Source organism: Acinetobacter venetianus RAG-1 = CIP 110063, from assembly GCF_000368585.1.
Taxonomy (GTDB): Bacteria; Pseudomonadota; Gammaproteobacteria; order Pseudomonadales; family Moraxellaceae; genus Acinetobacter; species Acinetobacter venetianus.
This window is the reverse complement of sequence record NZ_KB849558.1, coordinates 1,149,362-1,170,594: the sequence shown is the minus strand read 5'-3', so window position 1 is coordinate 1,170,594 and position 21,233 is coordinate 1,149,362. Positions and strand designations below refer to the sequence as shown.

Below are 21,233 nucleotides of genomic sequence, written 5' to 3'. Positions count from 1 at the left end.
TTACCATGTCGACAAATCCGATGGAATTGTTAAAGAAAAAAGTGACTTCCGAGCTTATTCAAGAGCAAGATGGTTTATCTAACGAAAAAAGTGCGTTGCTTTCTAAGTTTTATCCCATATTTTTATCTATCTTAACGGCTAAACCTGAATTTATTCAGAAGCTGAAAGAAATTATTATGCCTTCATTATCAGATTTACTTGGTCATAATGAGCAAATTAAAACGGTATTTTTAGCTAATATCTCAACAGCCAAACTTATTCCATTTGAAACTGAACAAATTATCAATAAAGCAATTCCAAAATGTTTAACAGCATTAACAAACGAAGCAGGAAATGATAGCTCTAGTATTTTGAAATATCTAAAACAACATAAAGATTCTATTCAGTCGCTATTACCTACTTGGGTAATGAGTTTGTTAACACCAGTTGGCTTGATCTTAAATCAACAAAATTTGAACACTGAATCAAATCATTCATCTGTTAACTTCGGTCGTAAGATGGGTATTTTTCCAATCATTGGCTTTTTGATTCTGGGTTTGCTAATCGTTTGGTTGTGGCAGTCTTGTCACCATCAGCAGCTTGAAGTTCCTGTAGATGATTTGGATGCATCTGTTGCTCAATAATTATTTTGAACTTGGTGGAGGAAGTCTTTTGATTAAATTGGGAAATATTGTATTCAATGTATAAATTATAAAAGCACAAATTGATTCATCCGTTTTTTATTGGCATGCTTAGCTTTGTGCAAATAAAGATTCTAGATTGAGATGATGCGAATTACATTGATTGGTGCTGGACGTGTAGCAAACCATTTGGCTTTAGTTTTAGAAAAAAAGCATAGAATTGTTCAAGTTTTTAGTCGTGATAAGCAAAACGCACAAAACTTAGCAGATCGAGTAAATGCAGAAGCAATCAATCAAATAGAGCAGTTAAATCGCCAGACTGATTTAGTCATCATTGCTGTAAGTGATCAAGCAATTTCTGAGTTAATTAAGAACGTGTCTCAATATGTTCCAGATAGCCTAATTGTTCATACCTCTGGCAGTACGAGTTTATCAGTCCTTACTGAATCACATCTTCGAGCAGGTGTATTTTATCCATTACAAACATTCAGTTTTGAGCGAGAAGTCAACTGGTCAGATACACCTTTATTTGTTGAGGCAACCAACACACAAGATCTAAACGTATTAACTGAATTAGCAAATGAATTAAGTGATTGTGTTTATCAATATAGTTCTAAGCAGCGCCAAACATTGCATTTAGCTGCTGTGTTTGCTTGTAACTTTAGTAATTATTGTTATGACATGGCCAAACAAATTGTAGATGCCGAAAGCGTTGATTTTAATTTGTTATTCCCTTTGATTATGGAAACAGCAAATAAAGCAACGCAGAATGATCCTCAAAAAATGCAGACTGGGCCAGCAATGCGTGGTGATCAAAATATATTAAGTAAGCATCGTAATCTATTAATAAATGCGCATCGTGCTGATTTAGAAAATATTTATAAAATTATGAGTGATGGGATTTTCAATACGCATCACTCCAAATAATTTACTTCATTTTCTTAAAGATAAAATCATTAATCTTATGACCAGATTCAAGACCACGACGTTCAAATTTGGTGATTGGACGCCATTCTGGACGAGGGTAGCTATTGCCTTTACCTGCTAGGTTTTCCATATCTGGACGATTGTCTAAGATATCAAGCATCCACTCTGCATACGGTTCCCAGTCAGTTGCTGAGTGGAAAGTACCACCCAATTCAAGCTTCTGTTCAACCAGTTGCATACGCTCATGGATTACGAAACGACGTTTAAAGTGACGCTTCTTCTGCCATGGGTCTGGGAAATAAAGCTGTACGCAGTTAATGCTGTTGTCTGGCATTTCACGTAATACTTGAATTGCATCAGCATCCAGTACAAACAGGTTCTTTAAACCTGCCATACCTGCTTCATAGACACACTGTGCGATACCAGGAACATGAACTTCAATCCCGACAAAATTGCGCTCAGGATTTGCTTTGGCCATTAATACCAAAGAACGGCCCATACCAAAACCAATTTCAACGGTCAAAGGACGTTCAGGATGTTCAAAATGCTGGCGTAAATCACCAACAGGGTATTCCAAAATTAAATCACGATAATCTTCTAAAGCAGTACGTTGCGAAGTATTGAGCGGAGCTGAACGACGCATAAACGTCACAATCTCACGGTGCTCAGGTAAATTGTCGAGTTCCGTAATTTGCGTTTCTAACTGATCGTTTGACATGATTCTGGAGATATAAATATAGAAAGGCCGTATTTTAAGTGTTCAGGGGATCAAGTCAAATTTTTAAGGCATTTTATTTAAGAGAAAATTTCTAAAATTGCTTAAAAGTTGTAAAGAAAACTTCATGTGGATGTCACAGTAATTGCATAGCCTATTGTCGATTTGAACATAAAGTAAAAAAGCTATGAAAACATTTAAATTTCACTCGATCGCAATGTGTTTAAGCCTATTAGGTGCATCATCTATATTTTCAGTTGCACATGCACAACTTATGTTTAGCCAATATGTAGATGGCAGTAGTAATCGTAAGGGTTTAGAAATCTATAACCCTGACGGAACAACTGTGAATTTGGCTGATTATGAAATCCAACAATTCAACAATGGTGGAACAGCCAAAACTGCAACATTCCAGTTGCAGGGGACTTTAGCGAGCAAGCAAAAATATTTAATTGGTCGTTCTGAATTACAAGCACAGCTTGGCAGTAAGGTAAATCAAGTTGCAGGTTTGTCATTCAATGGTGATGATGCGATTGTCTTGGTTTATCGTGGTACGCCTGTAGATCGTTTTGGTCGTATCGGTGAACGTCCAACTTCAGGTTGGGGGACAACTGCCTATAGTATTGCGAATAGTTTTAAGCGTATTCAAGCAGAAAATCCTGTTTTGAGTGTTGATCCAACAAGTCCTTTTGATTTAGATCAATCTTGGCAAGCTTGGACTGATCGCAATGATTTCTCAAATTTAACTGGATCAACGACGACACCACCAACGACAGAAACTGTTTCATGTAGCAGTAGCGATACGCCAATTGCAGATTTAGCTCAAGCAACACAAAATCAAACTTATACGATTCGAGGCATCATTACCGCGGATTATCGCTATAGCAATGGTTTCTCAGGTTTCTATGTTCAAACTACAGATAGCAAAGCTAAGGCAAATGTGAGCAATGCGATTTTTGTATATATCCCAGCGAGTAGTGCGATAAAAGGTGGGCAAGTGGGTGAAGAAGTGATCTTAAAAGGTCGTCTCACCAGTTATCAAAATCAATTGCAAATTGATCAACTGCAACAAGATATTCAAACCTGTAATCTGAATATGGCTGATCAAGTACAACCACTTGCAATCAACCTGCCATTTTCAAGTTTAAGTGATAGTTCAGAAAATTCAGCAAAACGCTATCAAGGGATGTTGGTTAAACTTCCTCAAACTTTAACAGTCAGTGAAAATTATAACTTTGGTCGTTATGGCGAGTTATCGTTGAGTTTAGGACGCTTATTTATTCCAACTAATCTCTATCCAGCATTATCAAATGAAGCAAAAGCATTAGCACAACAAAACTTACTTTCAAAAATCATTTTTGATGATGGTTATAACAATCAGAATAGAACGCCTTGGTTGCCACAAAACTTTAGTGCATTGAATACATTACGTTCAGGCTATCAACTTAAAAATGCTGAAGGGATTTTAGAATATCGTTTTAATAACTGGCGTGTACAGCCCGTGGTTGGACGTAATTTGCCAGAGTTGGTTGCAAATACCAATCCACGTCAAACAATTGCAGCAAAACAAAGCCAATATATCCGTGCAGCTGCTTTCAATGTCTTGAATTATGACAATGGTAAAAATGGTTTCCCAACTGAGCGCGGTGCGACAAGCCAAGCTGAGTTTGATAAGCAACATCGTAAAATTGTGAGTGCGCTAAAAACAATTGATGCTGATGTTTATGGACTCATGGAAATTGCAAACAATGGCTATGGGGGTGACAGTGCAGTCGCCTATTTAACGAAAGCATTGGGCAATGATTGGAAGTATGTTATTCCAGAGGGACAAGATAAATTAGGTACAGACGTGATTGCAGTCGCGATTATCTATAACAGTAAACGCGTTAAACCTGTCAATAAAGCAGCAGTGCTAGATTTAGGTGATAAAAACCGTAGCACAATCGCACAATCTTTCCAGCCAGTTCAAGGTGGGAAAATTTTTACAGTGATTCCGAATCACTTAAAATCAAAAGGCTGTTCAGGTGTTGATACAACATCTTTGGATGCAGATCAAAATGATGGACAAGGTTGTTGGAATCCTACACGTGTGAAAGCAGTTGAACAATTAACACAATGGATTGCTAAGAATCCAACCCAAGTTAAAAACCCGAACATTTTGCTGCTCGGAGACATGAATAGCTATGCCAAAGAAGATCCAATTTTGACCTTTGAAAAAGCAAATTATAAAGTTCTGTTAAACGACGTAAAAGTGGGAGAGGGTGCAAACGCCTATAGCTATGTATTCGGTGTTTCAAGTAATGCAGAAGGTTATGGTGGTGCAGGCAACCTTGATCATGCGATTGCAGATTCTGAACTGTACAAACGTGTTGTCAAAGCTTTTGCTTGGCATATCAATGCCGACGAGCCAACAGTCCTTGATTACAACGAAGAATATAAGACAAAGGAGCAAAAGGAACTATTCTACTCTGCTGATCCATATCGTTCATCTGACCATGACCCCGTGATCGTGGATTTGGATATGAAAGGTTCTGCTACGCAGCCTGATCAGAATCCTAAGAATATCATTTCAGAGTTCTTGAACGCTTTATTCTCATGGTTAAGCCAATTATTTGGTCGAGCATAAAAAATGAAATCCGTGACATTGAGTAATCTGTTCTTTCATATTTTAATCAATCGTCACGGAATATAACTTGCAAGGCAGAAAAAAATTCATTAATAGTAAGTGTGTAGATATTTTTAGCTTTAAAGTTATTTTAAATGTGAGTCTATATCTGTCTCTCGGGTTTCGTTTGAATGTTCAAGAGCATAAATAGTTATTAGAAAACAAGGATTAGATATGAAGTTGTATTATTCACCAGGCGCATGTTCTTTAGCAGCACATATTATCTTAAATGAAATAAACGTAGATTTTGATTTAGAAAAAGTTGACTTAAAGACTCATAAAACTTCAAAAGGTTCAGATTATTATGAGATTAATCCAAAAGGTTACGTGCCTGCTCTAGAGATTAATCCGGGTTTGATTTTGACTGAAAACGTTGCGATTTTACCATTTCTTGCTCAGCATGATCCTAAACAGGATCTTATCCCGCCATCTGGAATGGGGCGTGCTAAAGTTCTGGAATGGTTAGGTTATTTAAATTCTGAATTGCACGATGCTTATGCGGTGTTCTTTGGTGGTCATTTAACTGATGACGAGAAAACCAAAGCTTATGCTGGGGTAGATCGTTTATTGAAATATATTGATAATCATCTGGCTGAGTCTGAATATGATTATTTAGTTGACGATAACTTTGGGCCAGCGGATGCTTACTTGTTTGTGTTGACGAATTGGTCAAATCATATTGAGCATGACCTTATGCCATATATCAACATCATTGCATTACGTAATAAAGTTGCTGAGCGTCAGTCTGTTCAAATTGCAATGCGTGACGAAGGTTTATTAGCTTAATCTAATACGCCATTAAAAAAGCCTCTGTTTCCAGAGGCTTTTTTAATGATCAACAATAAATTATTGTTGAGCTTTTTCTTTAACATCAGCAGCAGTAGATTCTACTGCACCAGCTACGTCAGCAGTTGCATCACGTGCAGCAGCTTCAGTTTTAGCAGCAGCTTCAGCTGTAGCGTGAGCTGTGTGATCAGCAGCAGCATCGATTTGATCAGCAGCATTGTCCGCAGCAGTTGCGATGTTGTCAGTTGCAGTAGCAGTCGCGTTTTGGATATCAGCGCTTGCTTGTTCTGCAGCATTTTCTAAGTGCTCACCCGTAGTTGCACCAGTTTCAGGCGCTTTATCTTTATTACAGCCCACAAGCGCAACAGTAGCAGCGAGACCAAATGCAACAAGTAATTTATTCATTTTCATATTTCCTTTTCGTTGTGGCATCCAACAAGTATGGATAGCGAAAATATAAACATAAAAACGTTGACGAATAAAGTTGAAAATTTGTTGATAACTTGTAAAAACACGCACTTACATCTAGAAATGTAAATGCGTGCACATGTTTTTTGAGTGTTCTGTTATGAACCCGAACGAATCATGTAATCAAAAGCAGAGAGAGAAGCCTTCGCACCTTCACCTGTCGCAATGATAATTTGCTTGTAAGGTACAGTCGTACAGTCACCTGCAGCAAACACACCTTTAACATTGGTTTCGTTACGATCATTAATCACGATCTCACCACGATTGCTGAGTTCAACTGCACTGTTCTTTAAGAAATCTGTATTTGGTAATAAACCAATTTGTACAAAGATTCCTGCAAGCTCGACAGTGTGTTCTACATCAGTCGCACGGTCTTTATATTTTAATGCTGTGACTTGAGTACCATCACCAACCACTTCTGTGCTTAAAGCATTCATGATCACAGTGGTGTTTGGTAAGCTATTTAACTTGTCTTGTAACACTTGGTCTGCACGAAGTTTGGTATCAAACTCAACCAAAGTCACGTGCTCAACAATCCCAGCTAGGTCAATCGCAGCTTCGACACCAGAGTTACCACCACCAATCACGGCAACACGTTTGCCTTTGAATAATGGGCCATCACAGTGTGGGCAGTAAGCAACACCACGGGTACGGTATTCCGCTTCACCCGGCACATTCATCTCTCTCCAACGTGCACCTGTTGAAAGAATGATGGTTTTTGATTCAAGCTTAGCACCATTCTCAAGTTCCACTTCAACCAAACCATTGGCTGTTTGATCTGCACCAGTGATCTTGCTGACGCGTTGCAAGTTCATGATGTCAACGCCATATTCACGTACATGCGCTTCCATATCTTGCGCAAACTTCGGACCAACCGTTTTTTGAACCGTGGTAAAGTTTTCAATATCCATGGTATCCATCACCTGACCACCAAAGCGCTCAGCAACGATACCTGTTTTGATGCCCTTACGTGCTGCATAGATCGCTGCTGTACCACCTGCAGGACCACCACCAATCACCAATACATCAAATGCATCCTTGGCATTGATTACAGCAGCATCTTTCTCAGCAGAGTTAGTATCTAACTTAGCCACGATTTCTTCCAAAGTCATACGACCTTGACCGATATGCTGATTGTCTTGGAATACCATGGGCACTGCCAAGATTTTGCGTTCTTCAACTTCATCTTGGAAGAAAGCACCATCAATCATGGTCGCCGTGGTATTTGGATTATTAATCGCAATTAGGTTTAATGCTTGCACCACATCTGGACAGTTATGACAGCTTAAAGATACAAACACATCAAAGTTTGCAGTTAAATTTAAGCCTTTGATTTGAGTTAAAACTTCATCAGAGACTTTTGGGGCATAACCTGATACTTGTAATAAAGCCAAGATTAAAGAGGTAAACTCATGTCCCATTGGTAAGCCAGCAAAGAACACTCGAGGTTGTTCGCCTGCTTTAGCCACACCAAAACTAGGACGGCGAGCGTTTGAACCGTCAAAACGCGCCGTAACTTGATCAGAAAGTTCAGCAATCTCAGTTACCAGCTCTTTGATTTTTTCTGCTTTATCCGAGTCATCTAAAGCAGCAACCAACTCGATTGGACTTTCTAAACGTTCTAAGTAAGCTTTTAATTGAGTTTTAATATTTTGATCTAACATGTATTTCTCCAAATGCTAAGACTTTAAAATTAGTTAAATTCATTCAATGAGGCTATAGTACGCAAAAGCGTTAAATAGGTAAAACAGTATGTTTTTATGAGTTTAATCGGTTTTTTGGATTTATATGGCAATGGATAAATTTATGATCATTTGTGTGTATGAAAATTTGATTAGATTGAAAGTTGTTATATAACTGCAATCATTTCATGGCATAAATTTAAGGGTAAACAACATGGCACTACAGCGTGGAATCTATCAACATTACAAAGGGCAGCTTTATCAAGTTTTCAATGTGGCTCGACACAGCGAAACTGAAGAAGAGTTAGTTGTATATCAGTGCTTATATAGTGATTATTCAATGTGGGTACGTCCATTAACCATGTTTACAGAAACCGTTCAGCTTGAAGATGGACAGACTGTTCCTCGTTTTAAGTTAATTCAAACGACCTAGATTCAGTGTTTTAAATAAGAGCATCATGGAGAGTCAGATATGACCAGCACAGTATTTTTACAACGTATTGCTGATTTATATGATGAGTTTAAACAACATGATGCTCGGCAATCAGACCGTCTTAGACGCTATCGCAACATTGAGGCTGAATCGGCGAAGCTGCTTGGAATGTTAGTGCGTACTCAGCATTCACAACATATTTTAGAAATCGGAACATCGACAGGCTATTCAACCTTATGGTTGGCCGAAGCAGCAAAATCTGTCTCGGCAAAAGTTCAAACCTTAGAAATAAATGCATTTCGCAGTGCCCAAGCTAAAAAATATGCCGAAGAATTTGACTTAGAAGCATATATTGATTTTTGGGTAGGTGATGCTGCCGACTATTTGACAGAAAGTGTTGAGCAGTTTGATTTAATTTTGTTGGATGCGGAACGCGGTAGCTATGTGAGCTACTGGCATGATTTAAAAAGATTATTAAAGCCCACTGGGGGCACACTGATTATTGATAATGTAATTTCACATACTGCCGAAGTGAAACCCTTACTTGAATTGATTAAACAAGATGAAAATTTTATGAGCACAATTCTACCCGTGGGTGCTGGATTGTGTATGGTCGTGGTTAAGTAGCCTTTCTTTCTTGTGATTTTAGACGGTAAGCTTGAGGACTACAGTCCATCACTTTGTTGAATGCACGCGTGAAATTGGCAGGATTGGTATAACCTAACTCATAAGCAATATGCGTAATCGTGTAGTTCGAGTTTTCAAGTAAATCAATCGCTCTTTCTGTACTAATTTGCTGTTTCAAAGTTTGGAACTCCACACCTTGTTGTTGTAAATAACGCTGTAAGGTTTTGGTGGAAATATTCAGAACCTTCGCACATTCAGTCAGAGTCGGTACTTGATTGGCTTGACGAAGCATCATGCTTATCCATTCTACAATTTCACCTTGATGATAAATTTTTTGTAGTTGTTCCTGACAACGTTGCTCGACCACTTTCAAGCTGTGCGCATCGGCGAGGGGCAAGGGCAGAGCCAATTGCAGTCGATCAATAATGACACGGATACCTGTAAGCCATGTGTAGTTAAAATGGAAATGTGCTCTGACTAAATGTAGATAACGTTCTTGGTAAATCGGCTCGGGAATATTCAAGTAAATTTGATAGCGTTGTAATTGTTGTCCAGCCAGCTCAAACAGACTGTAATAAAACGCCACAGCAATCGCTTCAGTATGAAAATCAAGGCATTGTTTATTCATTTGTAAGATGGGTTCAAACAATAATTCAATCTTTTGAGGGTCTGTCGCTGAATGTATAGAAAGTTTGAAACTCGGCATGATTAAACGGAAATACTGTGCGATTAAGCGTAAAGCATGTTCTAAGTTAGGGCTGGTCATCAGTGCATAGCCGACCAAGCTATGCGAACTCAGCTTGAGATTTTTCCCAAGTTCAAAGGCTAAGTCTTCGGTATTCGGTAGGCTTAACCCCATTGCAATAAACTGTTCAATTTGTTGAATAGACAAAAGTTCAGTTTGAGATAATTCATCTCTAAAAGCACAAAGGAGTTGGTTATCATACTGATTTGTATTGATTAAAATTTCAATCAAACGTAGATAGTAACGTGCTGGAATAACGGGTATTTGCTGCTTTTGCACAATATAAACTCAGTAAAGTCTTAAAATGATAATATCAAGTCTTAAAATGATAATATATAGTCATCTGAAAAGAACAAAATAAACTCAAGCAAAACATAGTGTGTTTGATTGAGGAAATTCTAATGAATATGCTAACTGAACTGGATGTAGAACAAGTAACAACACCCTTTAAAGATAAAAAGCGTCATTTATGGTTATTAGGATTGGCAGTACCAGCAATTGCGATGAGCGGTTTAGCGGGTTATCAGTTTGGTCCAAAGAAAACTAAGAAATTCTTTGCATCTTTTGGCCCAATGTTTTTACACGGTGTGATCCCAGCACTAGATAAACTGATCGGTGAAGACACAGAAAATCCACCAATTAGTGCCATCGCTGATTTAGAAGCTGATCCTTATTATGCACGTATTGTAAAACTATATATCCCGTTGCAATATGCTGCCAACCTATATGGAACATATCTTGCGAGTCGCAAAGGAACTTCACTGGCTGACCAAGTTTTATTAGGAACAACGATTGGAATGGTAAATGGTATTGCAATCAATACTGCACATGAGTTGAGCCATAAGACTGGAAAATTAGAACAATATTTATCTCATTTAGCATTAGCACCTTCAGGTTATAACCATTTCCGTATTGAGCATCCTTATGGTCATCATCGCCGCGTAGCGACACCTGAAGATCCAGCATCATCACGGTTAGGTGAAACCTTTTGGAAATTCTTGCCGCGTACTGTCATTGGTAGCTTTAAGTCCGCGATTGAAATTGAAAAGAAACGTCTAGAACGTAAAAAATTACCATTCTTCTGCATGGAAAATGAGCTTATTCATGGCTGGGCAATGTCTGCTATTTATCATTCAGGAATGTTGACTAAATTTGGTGCGCGCTCATTACCTTTCCAAGTCACACAAGCTGCTTATGCGATAACCTTGTTTGAATCGGTCAATTATATTGAACACTATGGTTTAAAACGTCAGAAAAAAGCCAATGGGCAATATGAGCGTACGTTGCCAGAGCACAGTTGGAATAATAATAACGTTGTAACGAATTTATTTTTATATCAGTTGCAGCGTCATTCAGACCATCATGCAAATCCAACACGTAGTTTCCAAACGTTGAGACACTTTGAAGATGCGCCACAGTTGCCATCAGGTTATGGTGCACTGATTCTGCCAGCCTTTATTCCTTCTTGGTGGTCGAAAATTATGGATGATCGAGTCGTTGAGCATTATAAAGGTGATCTGCAACGGATTAATATTCATCCAGAAGCCAAAGAACAGATATTAGAAAAGTATGCAACAGAGCAGATTGAAGCTGCGTAAGCGAATAAAAACAGCCCTATAGAAGGGCTGTTTTTTGTTGAGTAGTTGATATACACAGTCGTTTAAAATGAAGATCAAACTCAAGGTATTTATGCACAAATGCTGCTTTGTCTGTAGAACGAAGCAAATTGTCATAAATAAACTCTGGAACAGGGTGGTATAGCTCTCCTGAGCCATTGTTATAAAATATTTTTAGATAACGAGAAGAAACATCGTATTTCCAAGAGGTTACAACTACAGCTTTGTCCATATATTTACCCCCATCTGAGTTTGATCACTGACTACATATTAAGAACTCTTTTGTTTCATAATTTGACAGTACTCCAACTTTTATAGGCTGACAATTAATAAATGAATTTAGCTATAAATTTATAAGTATAAGAATTGTAAAAAATTTGCTATGAAATAGACGACGAAAAAGGCATGGATTAGTAAAAATATCAGACAAAAAAGAAGCCACTCTAAAAAAAGTGGCTTCTTTGGAAATTGGTTAATCTAAATGATTAGATTTTACCAACTAAGTCGATAGATGGAGCAAGAGTCGCTTCACCTTCTTTCCATTTAGCTGGGCATACTTCACCTGGGTGAGCGTGAACGTATTGAGCAGCTTTTACTTTACGAAGAAGTTCAGAAGCATCACGGCCGATACCACCAGCGTTGATTTCAACGATTTGGATTTTGCCTTCTGGATCGATTACGAAAGTACCACGGTCAGCAAGACCAGCAGCTTCGATTAATACTTCGAAGTTTTTAGAAAGAGTCCAAGTTGGATCGCCGATTAATGGGTATTGAATTTTACCAATTACGTCAGAAGTGTCATGCCAAGCTTTGTGCGTGAAGTGAGTGTCAGTAGAAACACCGTAGATTTCAACGCCTAATTTTTGGAATTCAGCGTAGTTGTCAGCAAGGTCGCCTAACTCAGTTGGACATACGAAAGTGAAGTCAGCTGGATAGAAGAATACAACAGACCATTTACCTTTAAGATCAGCTTCAGTTACGTCAACAAATTGACCGTTGTGGTATGCAGTCGCTTTAAATGGTTTAACTTCAGTATTAATTAAGCTCATCATTGTCTCCATGATTGAGGTTTTATTGAGAGGCTAGTGCCTTACTTGTTTACGAAAGCAAGAATAAATAATTTTTAGTTATTGGGGAAATAGTATTTTTACATGACTAAAATCGGAAAATTGAATAACTCAATAAAGTTCGACTTTCACCCAAGGATATTTCACTATTTGACTTCATCGAGATGAAGCAAAAATGACAAAACATCCGAAAACTAACTCGCATAACAACATGCAGCCTGAACCATTAAAATTCAAGGGTAAAATTGAAAAAATATAAAAATAGATAAAAAACCGAGATATACGATTAAAAATTCTGCGATATATGTTGTTAAGAGATGACGGTCAATAAATTGTGATGATTGCAATAAATTTTGTTCAATTATTTTGATTGTTTAGTTGAATGAGTTGCGCATAAGTCATTTTGGTCGCATTTGAATCGCCTTGTTATTTTTTAATCATGTACATGATTGGCTGTTTATCTTAGAATAAATTTAAATCATTGAAATGATGAATAGTATTTGTCATCAGTGAAACAATAAGGTGATGAGCGAATAAATATATCTCGCATAAATAGTGAATTTATACCAAACATGACTGATCAATTAAGAGAAAAATTCGAAAACTTAGCGCTGAATGCTGGACTTGGAAAAATCAGTGCTTTTATTTCAATGTCACTCGGCCTATTAAGCCTATTTGGAGCACTGTGTTTTCTGTTTCCGACGGTATTGACGATGCCTGAATTACGTCCAGTTTACGTTCAACACTACAAAGTTTTTTATTTTAGTTTAATGCTAGGTATTGTTCTGAGTGTAGGTTTTGGGGCATTTAGCTCAATTATTCGTCAAAATCGTTATGGTTTTTATGGTATTTGTTTTGCACTATTCGCCGCAATATTAGGCTGTGGTCTAATTAAAGCACCGACGCTACCTAATTTACCTTTTTACGCTGGGATTGATTATTTCGTTCTTACTTTAGTGATTTTGGCAGTGGTATTTATTCCATTAGAAGGTTTTTTTGCCAAGAATCCAGAGCAGAAGATTTTAAGAGTAGGCTGGGTGACGGATATGAAATATTTCATGTTTAGTCATATTGGGATTCAATTATTTACCTTTCTTACAGTGATGCCAATTCAGTATTGGATTACCCATCTACCGAATAATCCTATCGTGCCTTATGTACAAGCACAGCCGATTTGGTTGCAATTCATTGAATTATTGATTGTTGTTGATTTCGTCGTGTATTGGTTGCATCGGGCAATGCATGAAGTTAACTTTTTATGGCGTTTTCATGCGATTCATCATTCAACTGAATATATGGATTGGCTTGCATCGTCACGGTTACATATCGTTGAAGTATTAATGACGCGCTTTATTGCGACTTTACCAATTTTCCTGCTTGGTTTTCATACCTCTGCGGTATTTGCTTATCTAATTTTTATTTCATTCCATGCAATATTTATTCACTCAAATGTGCGTTTTCGTTTTCCTTATATACGTTGGTTGATTGCGACACCTGAGTTTCATCACTGGCATCATTCTTCAGAAAAACCTGCGATTGATAAAAATTATGCTGCATTTATTCCGCTTTATGATGTCATTTTTAAAAGTGTGTATATGCCAAATCATTTGGCAAGTGTTTATGGAACTGTTGGATATAAGATTCCAAACAGCTTTGTGAAGCAGTTTACTTGGCCATTTAAAAGGTACATCAAACGTTTCCGAGGTCGTTTTGATCGTATACCCAAGCCATAAAAAGGGTGATTGATTTAATTCAATTGCTGTACTTGCTTTGCATAGCAAGGGTTTAAGGCGTAAAATAGCCGATTATTTTATTTTTCAGGAAAGCTGTTCAGTGCAGAGTCATTTAAATGTAGATCAATTGGTTATGGCACGTGACCGTCACCGTTTAAATAGACTGCGTAAAGATAAGAAAACAGAAACAGCTGAAATCGAAAAATTCTTTGAAAAGTCGAACCATAAAGTTAAGCAGCGTTTAGCACGTTTGCCTAAAATTAAACTGAATCAAGACTTACCTGTGAAGCAATATGCAGATCGTTTAATTGAGGCGATTCAGCAGCATCAGGTCATTATTGTCGCAGGTGAAACGGGTTCGGGTAAAACCACACAGCTTCCACAAATTGCCATGTTGGCAGGGCGTGGATTAACGGGGATGATTGGGCATACTCAACCACGACGTTTGGCTGCACGTAGTGTTTCGCAACGTATTGCGGAAGAAGTCGGTGAAAAGCTAGGTGAGTCGATTGGTTTTAAGGTTCGTTTCAATGAACAAGGTTCACAAGATTCTATTGTCCGATTAATGACGGATGGTATCTTGTTAGCAGAGTTAACCAATGACCGCTTTTTATCTAAATATGACACGATCATTATTGATGAGGCACATGAGCGCTCACTCAATATTGACTTTATCATGGGTTATCTCAAACAGCTTTTACCTAAGCGCCCAGATTTGAAAGTGATTGTGACTTCGGCGACTTTAGATGTTAATCGCTTTAGTCAGTATTTTAATGACGCGCCTATTTTTGAAGTTGAAGGGCGTAGTTTTCCTGTAGAAGTACGTTATCGTCCGATTTCAGAACTCAGCATCGTGGGTAGTGATGATGATGAGTTCGATGATTTTGAAGAAAACCTACCCCGAGCAGTGGTTCAAGCAGTAGAAGAATGTTTTGCTGACGCAGAAGGAAAAGGTCATCCTGAGCATGCTGATATCTTGATTTTTGCCAGTACGGAACAAGAGATCAGAGAGCTACAAGAAACCTTGCAAAAGTATGGGCCAAGACATACCGAAGTACTACCTTTGTATGCTCGTCTAGCACTAGCTGAACAACAAAAGATTTTCAATCCAAGTGGTAAAGGTCGACGTATCATCATTGCGACGAACGTAGCAGAGACCGCTTTAACTGTACCGAATATTCGTTATGTGATTGATAGCGGTTTTGCTCGTATTTCTCGCTATAACTATCGTTCGCGTGTACAACGGTTACCAATTGAAGCCATTTCTCAAGCCGCTGCTAATCAACGAAAAGGTCGTTGTGGTCGTATTGCAGCAGGTGTGTGTATTCGCTTGTATAGCGAAGAAGACTTTATGAGTCGACCAGAGTTTACTGAACCTGAGATTAAGCGAACGAATTTAGCATCAGTGATTTTACAGATGCAAAGTTTAGGTTTAGGTAGCTTAGAAGACTTTGATTTTATTGAACCACCGGATTTTCGCTTAGTCAATGATGGTCGTAAATTACTGATCGAGTTAGGTGCACTGAATGATCGTAAAAACGAGCTAACAAAAGTCGGACAAATGATGGCACGCATGCCAATTGATCCTCGTTTAGCACGGATGATTATTGGTGGTGCACACTTTGGTGTACTCAAAGAAGCTTTGATTATTGTGAGTGCTTTGGCGATTCAAGATCCGCGGGAGCGCCCAGCTGATAAGCAAATGCAAGCAGATCAAAAGCATGCACTATTTAAAGAAGCTGATTCAGACTTTTTATTCTATTTAAAACTTTGGAATACGTTGCAAACTAGCCCAGATACGCAATCTGAGAATAAGCGTCGTCAGTTTGCACGTCAGCACTTTTTGAGCTGGTTACGTTTGCGAGAGTGGAAACAAACACATCAACAACTCGTTGAGCTCGCTGAAAGTTTGAAGTTGAGTTTTAATGAAAAAGGTGCAAATTATGAAAATCTGCATCGTGCATTATTAACAGGTTTGCTTTCATTCATCGCCAATAAAACCGATGAGCGTAATACCTTTATGGCAGTACGTCAGCAAAAAGCTAAAGTCTTCCCAGCCAGTACCTTGCATAAGACAAATACCTCTTGGATCATGGCATTTGAGATGGTAGAAACTTCGCAAGTTTATCTGCGTACCTTGGCAAAAATTGATCCTGAATGGATTTTATTAGCTGCGCGAGATTTGTTGAAGTATCACTACTTTGAACCGCATTGGTCAAAGAAAACAGGCGTGGTCAATGCTTATGCGCAGATTTCATTATTTGGTCTGATTATTGAACCGAAGCGTTTAATCAATTTTGAAAAAGTAGATCAACCAGCAGCGCACGAAATCTTTTTGCGCGATGCACTCACGACTGGGAATCTAGGAATAACGCCACCGTTTTTAAAACATAACTTGCTCAAGCTAGAAGAAGTTGAGCGAGTTGAAGATAAATTACGTCGCCGTGATTTGGTGGTAGATGAGGAAACCATTTACCAATTTTATGCCGCAAAAGTGCCCACTGATGTTGCGAGTCGTCATAGCTTTGAAGATTGGCGTGCTACAGTTGAATCTAAAGAGCCACGTTATCTTTTCGTTGAAGATGATGCGCTGTGGCTCAATGATCGACCAACAACACAACAATTTCCTGATTATCTACATAATGGTCAGCTGCGTTTGGCTGCAAGCTATCGCTTCGATCCAAGCCATGATGAAGATGGAGCAACGGTTAAGATTCCAGTGCAAGCACTACCACAAGTTGATGAGAAACAGTGGTCGTGGGGCATACCCGGCTGGAGACAAGATTTAATCGAAGCATTGCTCAAAGCATTACCAAAAGATAAGCGTCGCAATCTCGTGCCTATTCCAGACACAGCTAGAAAATTAATCAAAGGTATAGATGCAATCCATTTACGTGAGCATTTATTCACTTATCTAGCTTTTGCTTTACGTGGTGAGCAGATTACAGAAAAAGATTTTTCATTTGAGCGTATTGACCAATATCTTGTGCCTTTTATTAAGGTGGTTGATGAAAAAGGCAAGCTGATTGCACAAGGTCGTGATTTAGATGAATTAAAAGCACGTTGTCGAGTTGAAACACATCGACCTGTCAAGCAGCAACAAGGTGAATTTCAAACATTCCCTGAAAGTTTTATTTTTGAGGCTTCACAAAAGGTCACAGGGGTTGTTGTTAAGCAGTATCAAGCTTTAGTTCCAACTAAATCATTTGCTGAACTTGAGAGCAAAGATGAATCTGGCGTGGTGGTTCAAACATTCAATGATCAAGAAGAAGCGATTAAACAACATCGAGAGGGGATTATTCGCCTAATTCATATGCAATTGGGAGATCTAATCCGCCAGTTGAAAAAGCAAATTTCTAAACCATTGGCACTCTCATACTCACCATTAGGTGAACGCGCAAAGCTTGAACAATTGTTGGTTTATGCAACTTTACAGCTGTCGATTACAGTGCTTCCTAAAAATGCAGATGAGTTTGAAAAGCTGTTGCAAGATACTAAAAAGCAATTTTTAGCCAATGGACAGCAAGCATTAAGTGATCTCACCGAGATCTTTACACAGTGGCAGCAAATTCGTCGAGAATTACTTGTGCTAGATCAAACTATCTTTGGTCGGAGTGTAGATGACATTGAGGACCAACTTGATTTAATGTCTTTAGCTAACTTTGTTTATACGCGACCTACTGAAATTTGGCAGGAATACCCGCGTTATTTGAAAGCACTGCTATTGCGTTTAGATCGTTTGCCAAATAATCTACAACGTGACCTTGCTGCAATTGATGATGTCGATCCTTGGATGGACAAAGTGTTTAAATTTAAAAATGATCCTAAAATCAAAGAATTGTATTTGATGTTGGAAGAGCTTCGTATTTCTTTATTTTCTCAACCGATGAAAACAAAGATGCCAATTTCGCCAAATAGATTACAAAAACTATGGGATTGTTTAGCAATCGGTTAAACTGAGCAATGATGAAAGCTAGAACCATTCTTTACAGGAGTTTTACATGGGCATCCGTATAACAGGTACAGGTCTATTTCACCCGACCGAATCTATTTCCAATGAAGAATTGGTAGAAAGTTTAAATGCTTATGTAGAACAATATAATCAAGAAAATGCAGATAAAATTGAAGCAGGCGAGCTAGAAGCTCTACGTGGTTCAAGTCCTGAATTTATTGAAAAAGCATCTGGCATCAAAAGCCGTTATGTCGTAGAAAAATCAGGGATTTTAGATCCAAAGCGTTTGCGTCCACATTTACAAGAACGTAGCAATGAAGAACTTTCCCTGCAAGCAGAGTGGGGTGTTATCGCCGCGAAACAAGCAATGGAAAATGCAGGCGTAACAGCGGAAGATATTGATGTAGTTATTTTGGCTTGTTCCAATATGCAACGTGCCTATCCAGCAGTTGCGATTGAAATTCAGTCTGCACTTGGTATTCAGGGTTATGCTTACGATATGAATGTAGCCTGTTCTGCTGCAACATTTGGTTTAAAGCAAGCTTATGATGCTGTGAAATGTGGTGCTCGCCGTGTTTTATTGCTAAATGTCGAAATTACATCAGGTCACTTAGATTATCGTACTCGTGATGCTCACTTTATTTTTGGTGATGTTGCGACAGCTTCGATTATTGAAGAAACTGAAACAAAATCAGGTTATGAAATCTTAGATATTCATTTATTTACCCAATTCTCAAATAACATTCGCAATAACTTTGGTTTCTTAAACCGTAGTGAGGATGCAGTGGTTGACGATAAATTGTTCCGTCAAGATGGACGTAAGGTATTTAAAGAAGTTTGTCCGCTAGTTGCAAAAATTATTACTGCGCAATTAGAGAAATTAGAATTAACACCTGAACAGGTGAAACGTTTCTGGTTGCATCAAGCCAATGCCAATATGAATGAACTGATTTTAAAATTGGTGGTTGGTAAAGATGCTGATTTAGATCGTGCACCAATTATTTTAGATGAGTTTGCTAATACTTCTTCTGCTGGTGTAATCATTGCAATGCACCGTACAGGTGAGCAAGTCAACAATGGTGAATATGCAGTGATTTCATCATTTGGTGCGGGTTATTCGGTTGGTTCAATCGTAGTACAAAAGCATATTGCTTAAGCATTTATAAATAAAAAACACCACATGTAATCATGTGGTGTTTTTTTATGTCTTATTTTAAAAGAATCGCTAAATCAATGAGTGGAGGAGTTGTGCTATTACCGATTGTAGAGGCTGCTGAGCTTGGCATACCATCGGCACTCAATGCAAATCTTGCTCGTGGAGTGGTAATAGTGGTGTCGCTATTCAAATCAATTCGATAGAGAATAGATGGACCTGTACTACCTGAAACCGTTGCAAGAGCATAGCCATTGTCACCGCCCGCAATATCAAAACCATTATCAGTTCCGAGGTTAATACCAAGATTACCAATACTATTTAGTGTACCGTCGTTTGGTGGGCTTTGTTTAAGAAGCATTTGACTCATCTGATCTAAATCAAACAATTCTGTACCTAAACCTGTCACTGAAGTCTTGAAGCTATTAGTATAAGCCGCCGCTGTAACTTTGGCGTTCATTACGCCATTTAAATCACCGTCTTTAATGGTGTCTCCAGTATCGACATTGATTCTTAAATTCTGCCCAGTATTGCTTATCACACGTAAACGATCAGCCGCTGGATTAAAGTCTACAGCGAAGCTTGTACCATCTAAAGTTGTATAGCTACTTCCCATTGCTGCTTTTAGAGAAGAAACCAAGGTGCTAACACCTGAATCTGTATTAATTGTATAAATATTGGCTTTATTGGTCAGACCATACAATTTTCCTGAATGGTCTGTCATCGTTCTAAGGCGATAATCAATCCCGATAAACTTCTCATCAACTAATAGACCTGTAATATTTTTTTCTGTCACCATATTTGGGTTATTTAAAGCAAAACTTACTAATTTATTATTTTGAGTAAGACCAAAACCTTGTGCCCTTGCATCGTTGGCCCGTTTTAGTGCAATACCTCGAACACCGATTGAATTAAAGCTTGTTGCCAAATCACCCATTGCAAAAATAGCAGCATTGCTTGTTCCGACATTGGCAAGATTAAGTTGATAAAATTTATAATTCCCAGTGTTGAGTTTTAATGCTGCAAATCCAACATTATTGACTGGATCAATGTCGAAGCCACCGCCACCATTTGTATTTACATCGTCACCCAGCATGGTAGATATACCAAGTGTGCCTGCATTGGCATTTTGTAGATAAATTCGATCAGAGTTTTGGTCAATACTATAGAGCTTAGTTGAGCCAGTACCGTCAAATGCATTGGTGTATGCTCCTGCAATGACTGCTGGGCTACTACCCGTTAAACTAAGAGTACCATCTGTAATTGTGGCACCAGTATCAACATTTATTCGTAAGTTTTGTCCTGTGTTGGTCATGACCCGTAGTCGATCCGCGACTGGGTTGAAGTTCACTGTAATTAAATTGGCATCACCCATAATTTTACTAAAAGGCGCATTTCCGTCAGTCGTATCATTTGGATCAGCAACGAGCTTTTTAACAAAAGTAGCAACACCCGTTGATGGGTTAAGGGTATAGATATTTCCTAATAATCCTACTGCATAGAGCATACTATTTTTAGGTCTGTAATCTATACCTACAAGCTCATCACCTGATAGAAGACCTTTAACTTTCATGTTGGATACGATTTTATTTGGCATCATACGGTCAACTGAACTAATCATACCGTTGCTGGTGAGAATTAAGGTATCACCAGTATTGGAGCTTGATGATTCAGTATCATTGTTTGAGTCACTGTTACAGCCGAATAGTGCCAGACTCGTGAGTGCGGTTACGGTCAGTGTAGCAAGTTGTTTATTCATTATTTTCATCCTGATATTGTTTGCTAAGAAAGCGTTAACTGATCCAATAACGCAATTAAAGTTTTCGCTTCTTGTGTTGTTTTATGCTCAGTAAAAAGTTTTGAATAAAAAAACTGAAAATTTTCTAGCTTTTTATTTTCAATGATCTTTTTTCTTGTAAATAGGTTATTCGTGGGGGAGCAATAAGTAAAACAATGTTTTTATGTGATTTTTCTGTATTTGAGTTCTATGTTGTAATTATTCACGCCGAATTCACGGGCGCTAAGAAACATTGGATTTATAATC

Annotated in this window: 17 protein-coding genes; 10 read left to right on the top strand and 7 right to left on the bottom strand. The window is 38.2% G+C overall.

What is annotated here, in order from left to right:
- Window positions 1–5: 5 nt before the first annotated feature.
- Both F959_RS11090 and F959_RS11085 read left to right on the top strand, forming a co-directional pair.
- The gene (locus tag F959_RS11090; protein WP_004880178.1) at window positions 6–623 is read left to right on the top strand and encodes a hypothetical protein; all 618 of its coding nucleotides are present in this window, start codon (window positions 6–8) and stop codon (window positions 621–623) included.
- Between the two features lie 144 nt (window positions 624–767).
- Entirely contained in the window at window positions 768–1,547 is a 780-nt protein-coding gene (locus F959_RS11085; RefSeq protein ID WP_004880176.1) for a Rossmann-like and DUF2520 domain-containing protein, read from the top strand.
- 1 nt (window position 1,548) lies between these two features.
- Here the strand turns inward: F959_RS11085 and trmB are convergent, their stop codons facing one another.
- Window positions 1,549–2,265, bottom strand: coding sequence for a tRNA (guanosine(46)-N7)-methyltransferase TrmB (gene trmB, locus F959_RS11080; RefSeq protein WP_004880173.1), 717 nt, complete (start codon window positions 2,263–2,265; stop codon window positions 1,549–1,551).
- Between the two features lie 184 nt (window positions 2,266–2,449).
- Between trmB and F959_RS11075 the strand changes: the two genes are divergently transcribed.
- Window positions 2,450–4,888 carry an ExeM/NucH family extracellular endonuclease gene (locus tag F959_RS11075; RefSeq protein ID WP_017196737.1) on the top strand — a complete coding sequence of 813 codons (2,439 nt, stop codon included), beginning with the start codon at window positions 2,450–2,452 and terminating at the stop codon, window positions 4,886–4,888.
- A gap of 213 nt (window positions 4,889–5,101) precedes the next feature.
- Window positions 5,102–5,713, top strand: coding sequence for a glutathione binding-like protein (locus tag F959_RS11070; RefSeq protein WP_004880171.1), 612 nt, complete (start codon window positions 5,102–5,104; stop codon window positions 5,711–5,713).
- 60 nt (window positions 5,714–5,773) lie between these two features.
- Here F959_RS11070 and F959_RS11065 read toward each other — a convergent pair whose 3' ends face one another.
- The gene (locus F959_RS11065; RefSeq protein ID WP_004880170.1) at window positions 5,774–6,118 is read right to left on the bottom strand and encodes a hypothetical protein; all 345 of its coding nucleotides are present in this window, start codon (window positions 6,116–6,118) and stop codon (window positions 5,774–5,776) included.
- A gap of 161 nt (window positions 6,119–6,279) precedes the next feature.
- Window positions 6,280–7,845, bottom strand: a complete 1,566-nt coding sequence (gene ahpF, locus F959_RS11060; RefSeq protein ID WP_004880169.1) for an alkyl hydroperoxide reductase subunit F — start codon at window positions 7,843–7,845, stop codon at window positions 6,280–6,282.
- 232 nt (window positions 7,846–8,077) lie between these two features.
- Here ahpF and F959_RS11055 point away from each other — a divergent pair, with 232 nt between their 5' ends.
- On the top strand, window positions 8,078–8,296 hold the full coding sequence (locus tag F959_RS11055) for a DUF1653 domain-containing protein (RefSeq protein ID WP_004880168.1): 219 nt from the start codon (window positions 8,078–8,080) through the stop codon (window positions 8,294–8,296).
- 39 nt (window positions 8,297–8,335) lie between these two features.
- Window positions 8,336–8,923: an O-methyltransferase gene (locus tag F959_RS11050; RefSeq protein WP_004880166.1), complete on the top strand. Its 588-nt coding sequence runs from the start codon at window positions 8,336–8,338 to the stop codon at window positions 8,921–8,923.
- Here the strand turns inward: F959_RS11050 and F959_RS11045 are convergent.
- Entirely contained in the window at window positions 8,916–9,947 is a 1,032-nt protein-coding gene (locus tag F959_RS11045) for a helix-turn-helix domain-containing protein (RefSeq protein WP_004880165.1), read from the bottom strand. The two genes, F959_RS11050 and F959_RS11045, sit on opposite strands and share 8 nt — an antisense overlap.
- A gap of 122 nt (window positions 9,948–10,069) precedes the next feature.
- On the opposite strand from F959_RS11045, the gene F959_RS11040 reads away from it, so the two are divergent.
- A complete protein-coding gene (locus F959_RS11040; protein ID WP_004880163.1) occupies window positions 10,070–11,266 on the top strand; it encodes an alkane 1-monooxygenase in 1,197 nt (398 codons plus the stop codon).
- A 16-nt stretch (window positions 11,267–11,282) separates the two neighbouring features.
- Here F959_RS11040 and F959_RS11035 read toward each other — a convergent pair whose 3' ends face one another.
- Complete coding sequence (locus F959_RS11035; protein WP_004880161.1) at window positions 11,283–11,516, bottom strand: KTSC domain-containing protein; 234 nt, start codon at window positions 11,514–11,516, stop codon at window positions 11,283–11,285.
- Window positions 11,517–11,769: 253 nt separating this feature from the next.
- Window positions 11,770–12,333, bottom strand: a complete 564-nt coding sequence (gene ahpC, locus F959_RS11030; protein WP_004880160.1) for an alkyl hydroperoxide reductase subunit C — start codon at window positions 12,331–12,333, stop codon at window positions 11,770–11,772.
- A 590-nt stretch (window positions 12,334–12,923) separates the two neighbouring features.
- Between ahpC and F959_RS11025 the strand changes: the two genes are divergently transcribed.
- The 3 genes from F959_RS11025 to F959_RS11015 all read left to right on the top strand — a co-directional run bounded on the left by F959_RS11025 (window position 12,924) and on the right by F959_RS11015 (window position 19,192).
- Complete coding sequence (locus F959_RS11025; protein WP_004880158.1) at window positions 12,924–14,084, top strand: sterol desaturase family protein; 1,161 nt, start codon at window positions 12,924–12,926, stop codon at window positions 14,082–14,084.
- A 100-nt stretch (window positions 14,085–14,184) separates the two neighbouring features.
- On the top strand, window positions 14,185–18,039 hold the full coding sequence (gene hrpA / locus F959_RS11020; protein WP_004880157.1) for an ATP-dependent RNA helicase HrpA: 3,855 nt from the start codon (window positions 14,185–14,187) through the stop codon (window positions 18,037–18,039).
- A gap of 46 nt (window positions 18,040–18,085) precedes the next feature.
- Window positions 18,086–19,192 (top strand): beta-ketoacyl-ACP synthase III, encoded by a 1,107-nt coding sequence (locus F959_RS11015; RefSeq protein ID WP_004880155.1) that lies wholly within the window; start codon window positions 18,086–18,088, stop codon window positions 19,190–19,192.
- Between the two features lie 52 nt (window positions 19,193–19,244).
- Here the strand turns inward: F959_RS11015 and F959_RS11010 are convergent, their stop codons facing one another.
- Window positions 19,245–20,948, bottom strand: a complete 1,704-nt coding sequence (locus tag F959_RS11010) for a DUF4394 domain-containing protein (protein ID WP_004880151.1) — start codon at window positions 20,946–20,948, stop codon at window positions 19,245–19,247.
- Window positions 20,949–21,233 lie beyond the last annotated feature (285 nt).

Coding starts and splice junctions, on each gene's coding strand:
- F959_RS11090 (WP_004880178.1), top strand. CDS start 6: ATGTCGACAAATCCGATGGAATTGTTAAAGAAAAAAGTGACTTCCGAG.
- F959_RS11085 (WP_004880176.1), top strand. CDS start 768: ATGCGAATTACATTGATTGGTGCTGGACGTGTAGCAAACCATTTGGCT.
- trmB (WP_004880173.1), bottom strand. CDS start 2,265: ATGTCAAACGATCAGTTAGAAACGCAAATTACGGAACTCGACAATTTA.
- F959_RS11075 (WP_017196737.1), top strand. CDS start 2,450: ATGAAAACATTTAAATTTCACTCGATCGCAATGTGTTTAAGCCTATTA.
- F959_RS11070 (WP_004880171.1), top strand. CDS start 5,102: ATGAAGTTGTATTATTCACCAGGCGCATGTTCTTTAGCAGCACATATT.
- F959_RS11065 (WP_004880170.1), bottom strand. CDS start 6,118: ATGAATAAATTACTTGTTGCATTTGGTCTCGCTGCTACTGTTGCGCTT.
- ahpF (WP_004880169.1), bottom strand. CDS start 7,845: ATGTTAGATCAAAATATTAAAACTCAATTAAAAGCTTACTTAGAACGT.
- F959_RS11055 (WP_004880168.1), top strand. CDS start 8,078: ATGGCACTACAGCGTGGAATCTATCAACATTACAAAGGGCAGCTTTAT.
- F959_RS11050 (WP_004880166.1), top strand. CDS start 8,336: ATGACCAGCACAGTATTTTTACAACGTATTGCTGATTTATATGATGAG.
- F959_RS11040 (WP_004880163.1), top strand. CDS start 10,070: ATGAATATGCTAACTGAACTGGATGTAGAACAAGTAACAACACCCTTT.
- F959_RS11035 (WP_004880161.1), bottom strand. CDS start 11,516: ATGGACAAAGCTGTAGTTGTAACCTCTTGGAAATACGATGTTTCTTCT.
- ahpC (WP_004880160.1), bottom strand. CDS start 12,333: ATGAGCTTAATTAATACTGAAGTTAAACCATTTAAAGCGACTGCATAC.
- F959_RS11025 (WP_004880158.1), top strand. CDS start 12,924: ATGACTGATCAATTAAGAGAAAAATTCGAAAACTTAGCGCTGAATGCT.
- F959_RS11015 (WP_004880155.1), top strand. CDS start 18,086: ATGGGCATCCGTATAACAGGTACAGGTCTATTTCACCCGACCGAATCT.
- F959_RS11010 (WP_004880151.1), bottom strand. CDS start 20,948: ATGAATAAACAACTTGCTACACTGACCGTAACCGCACTCACGAGTCTG.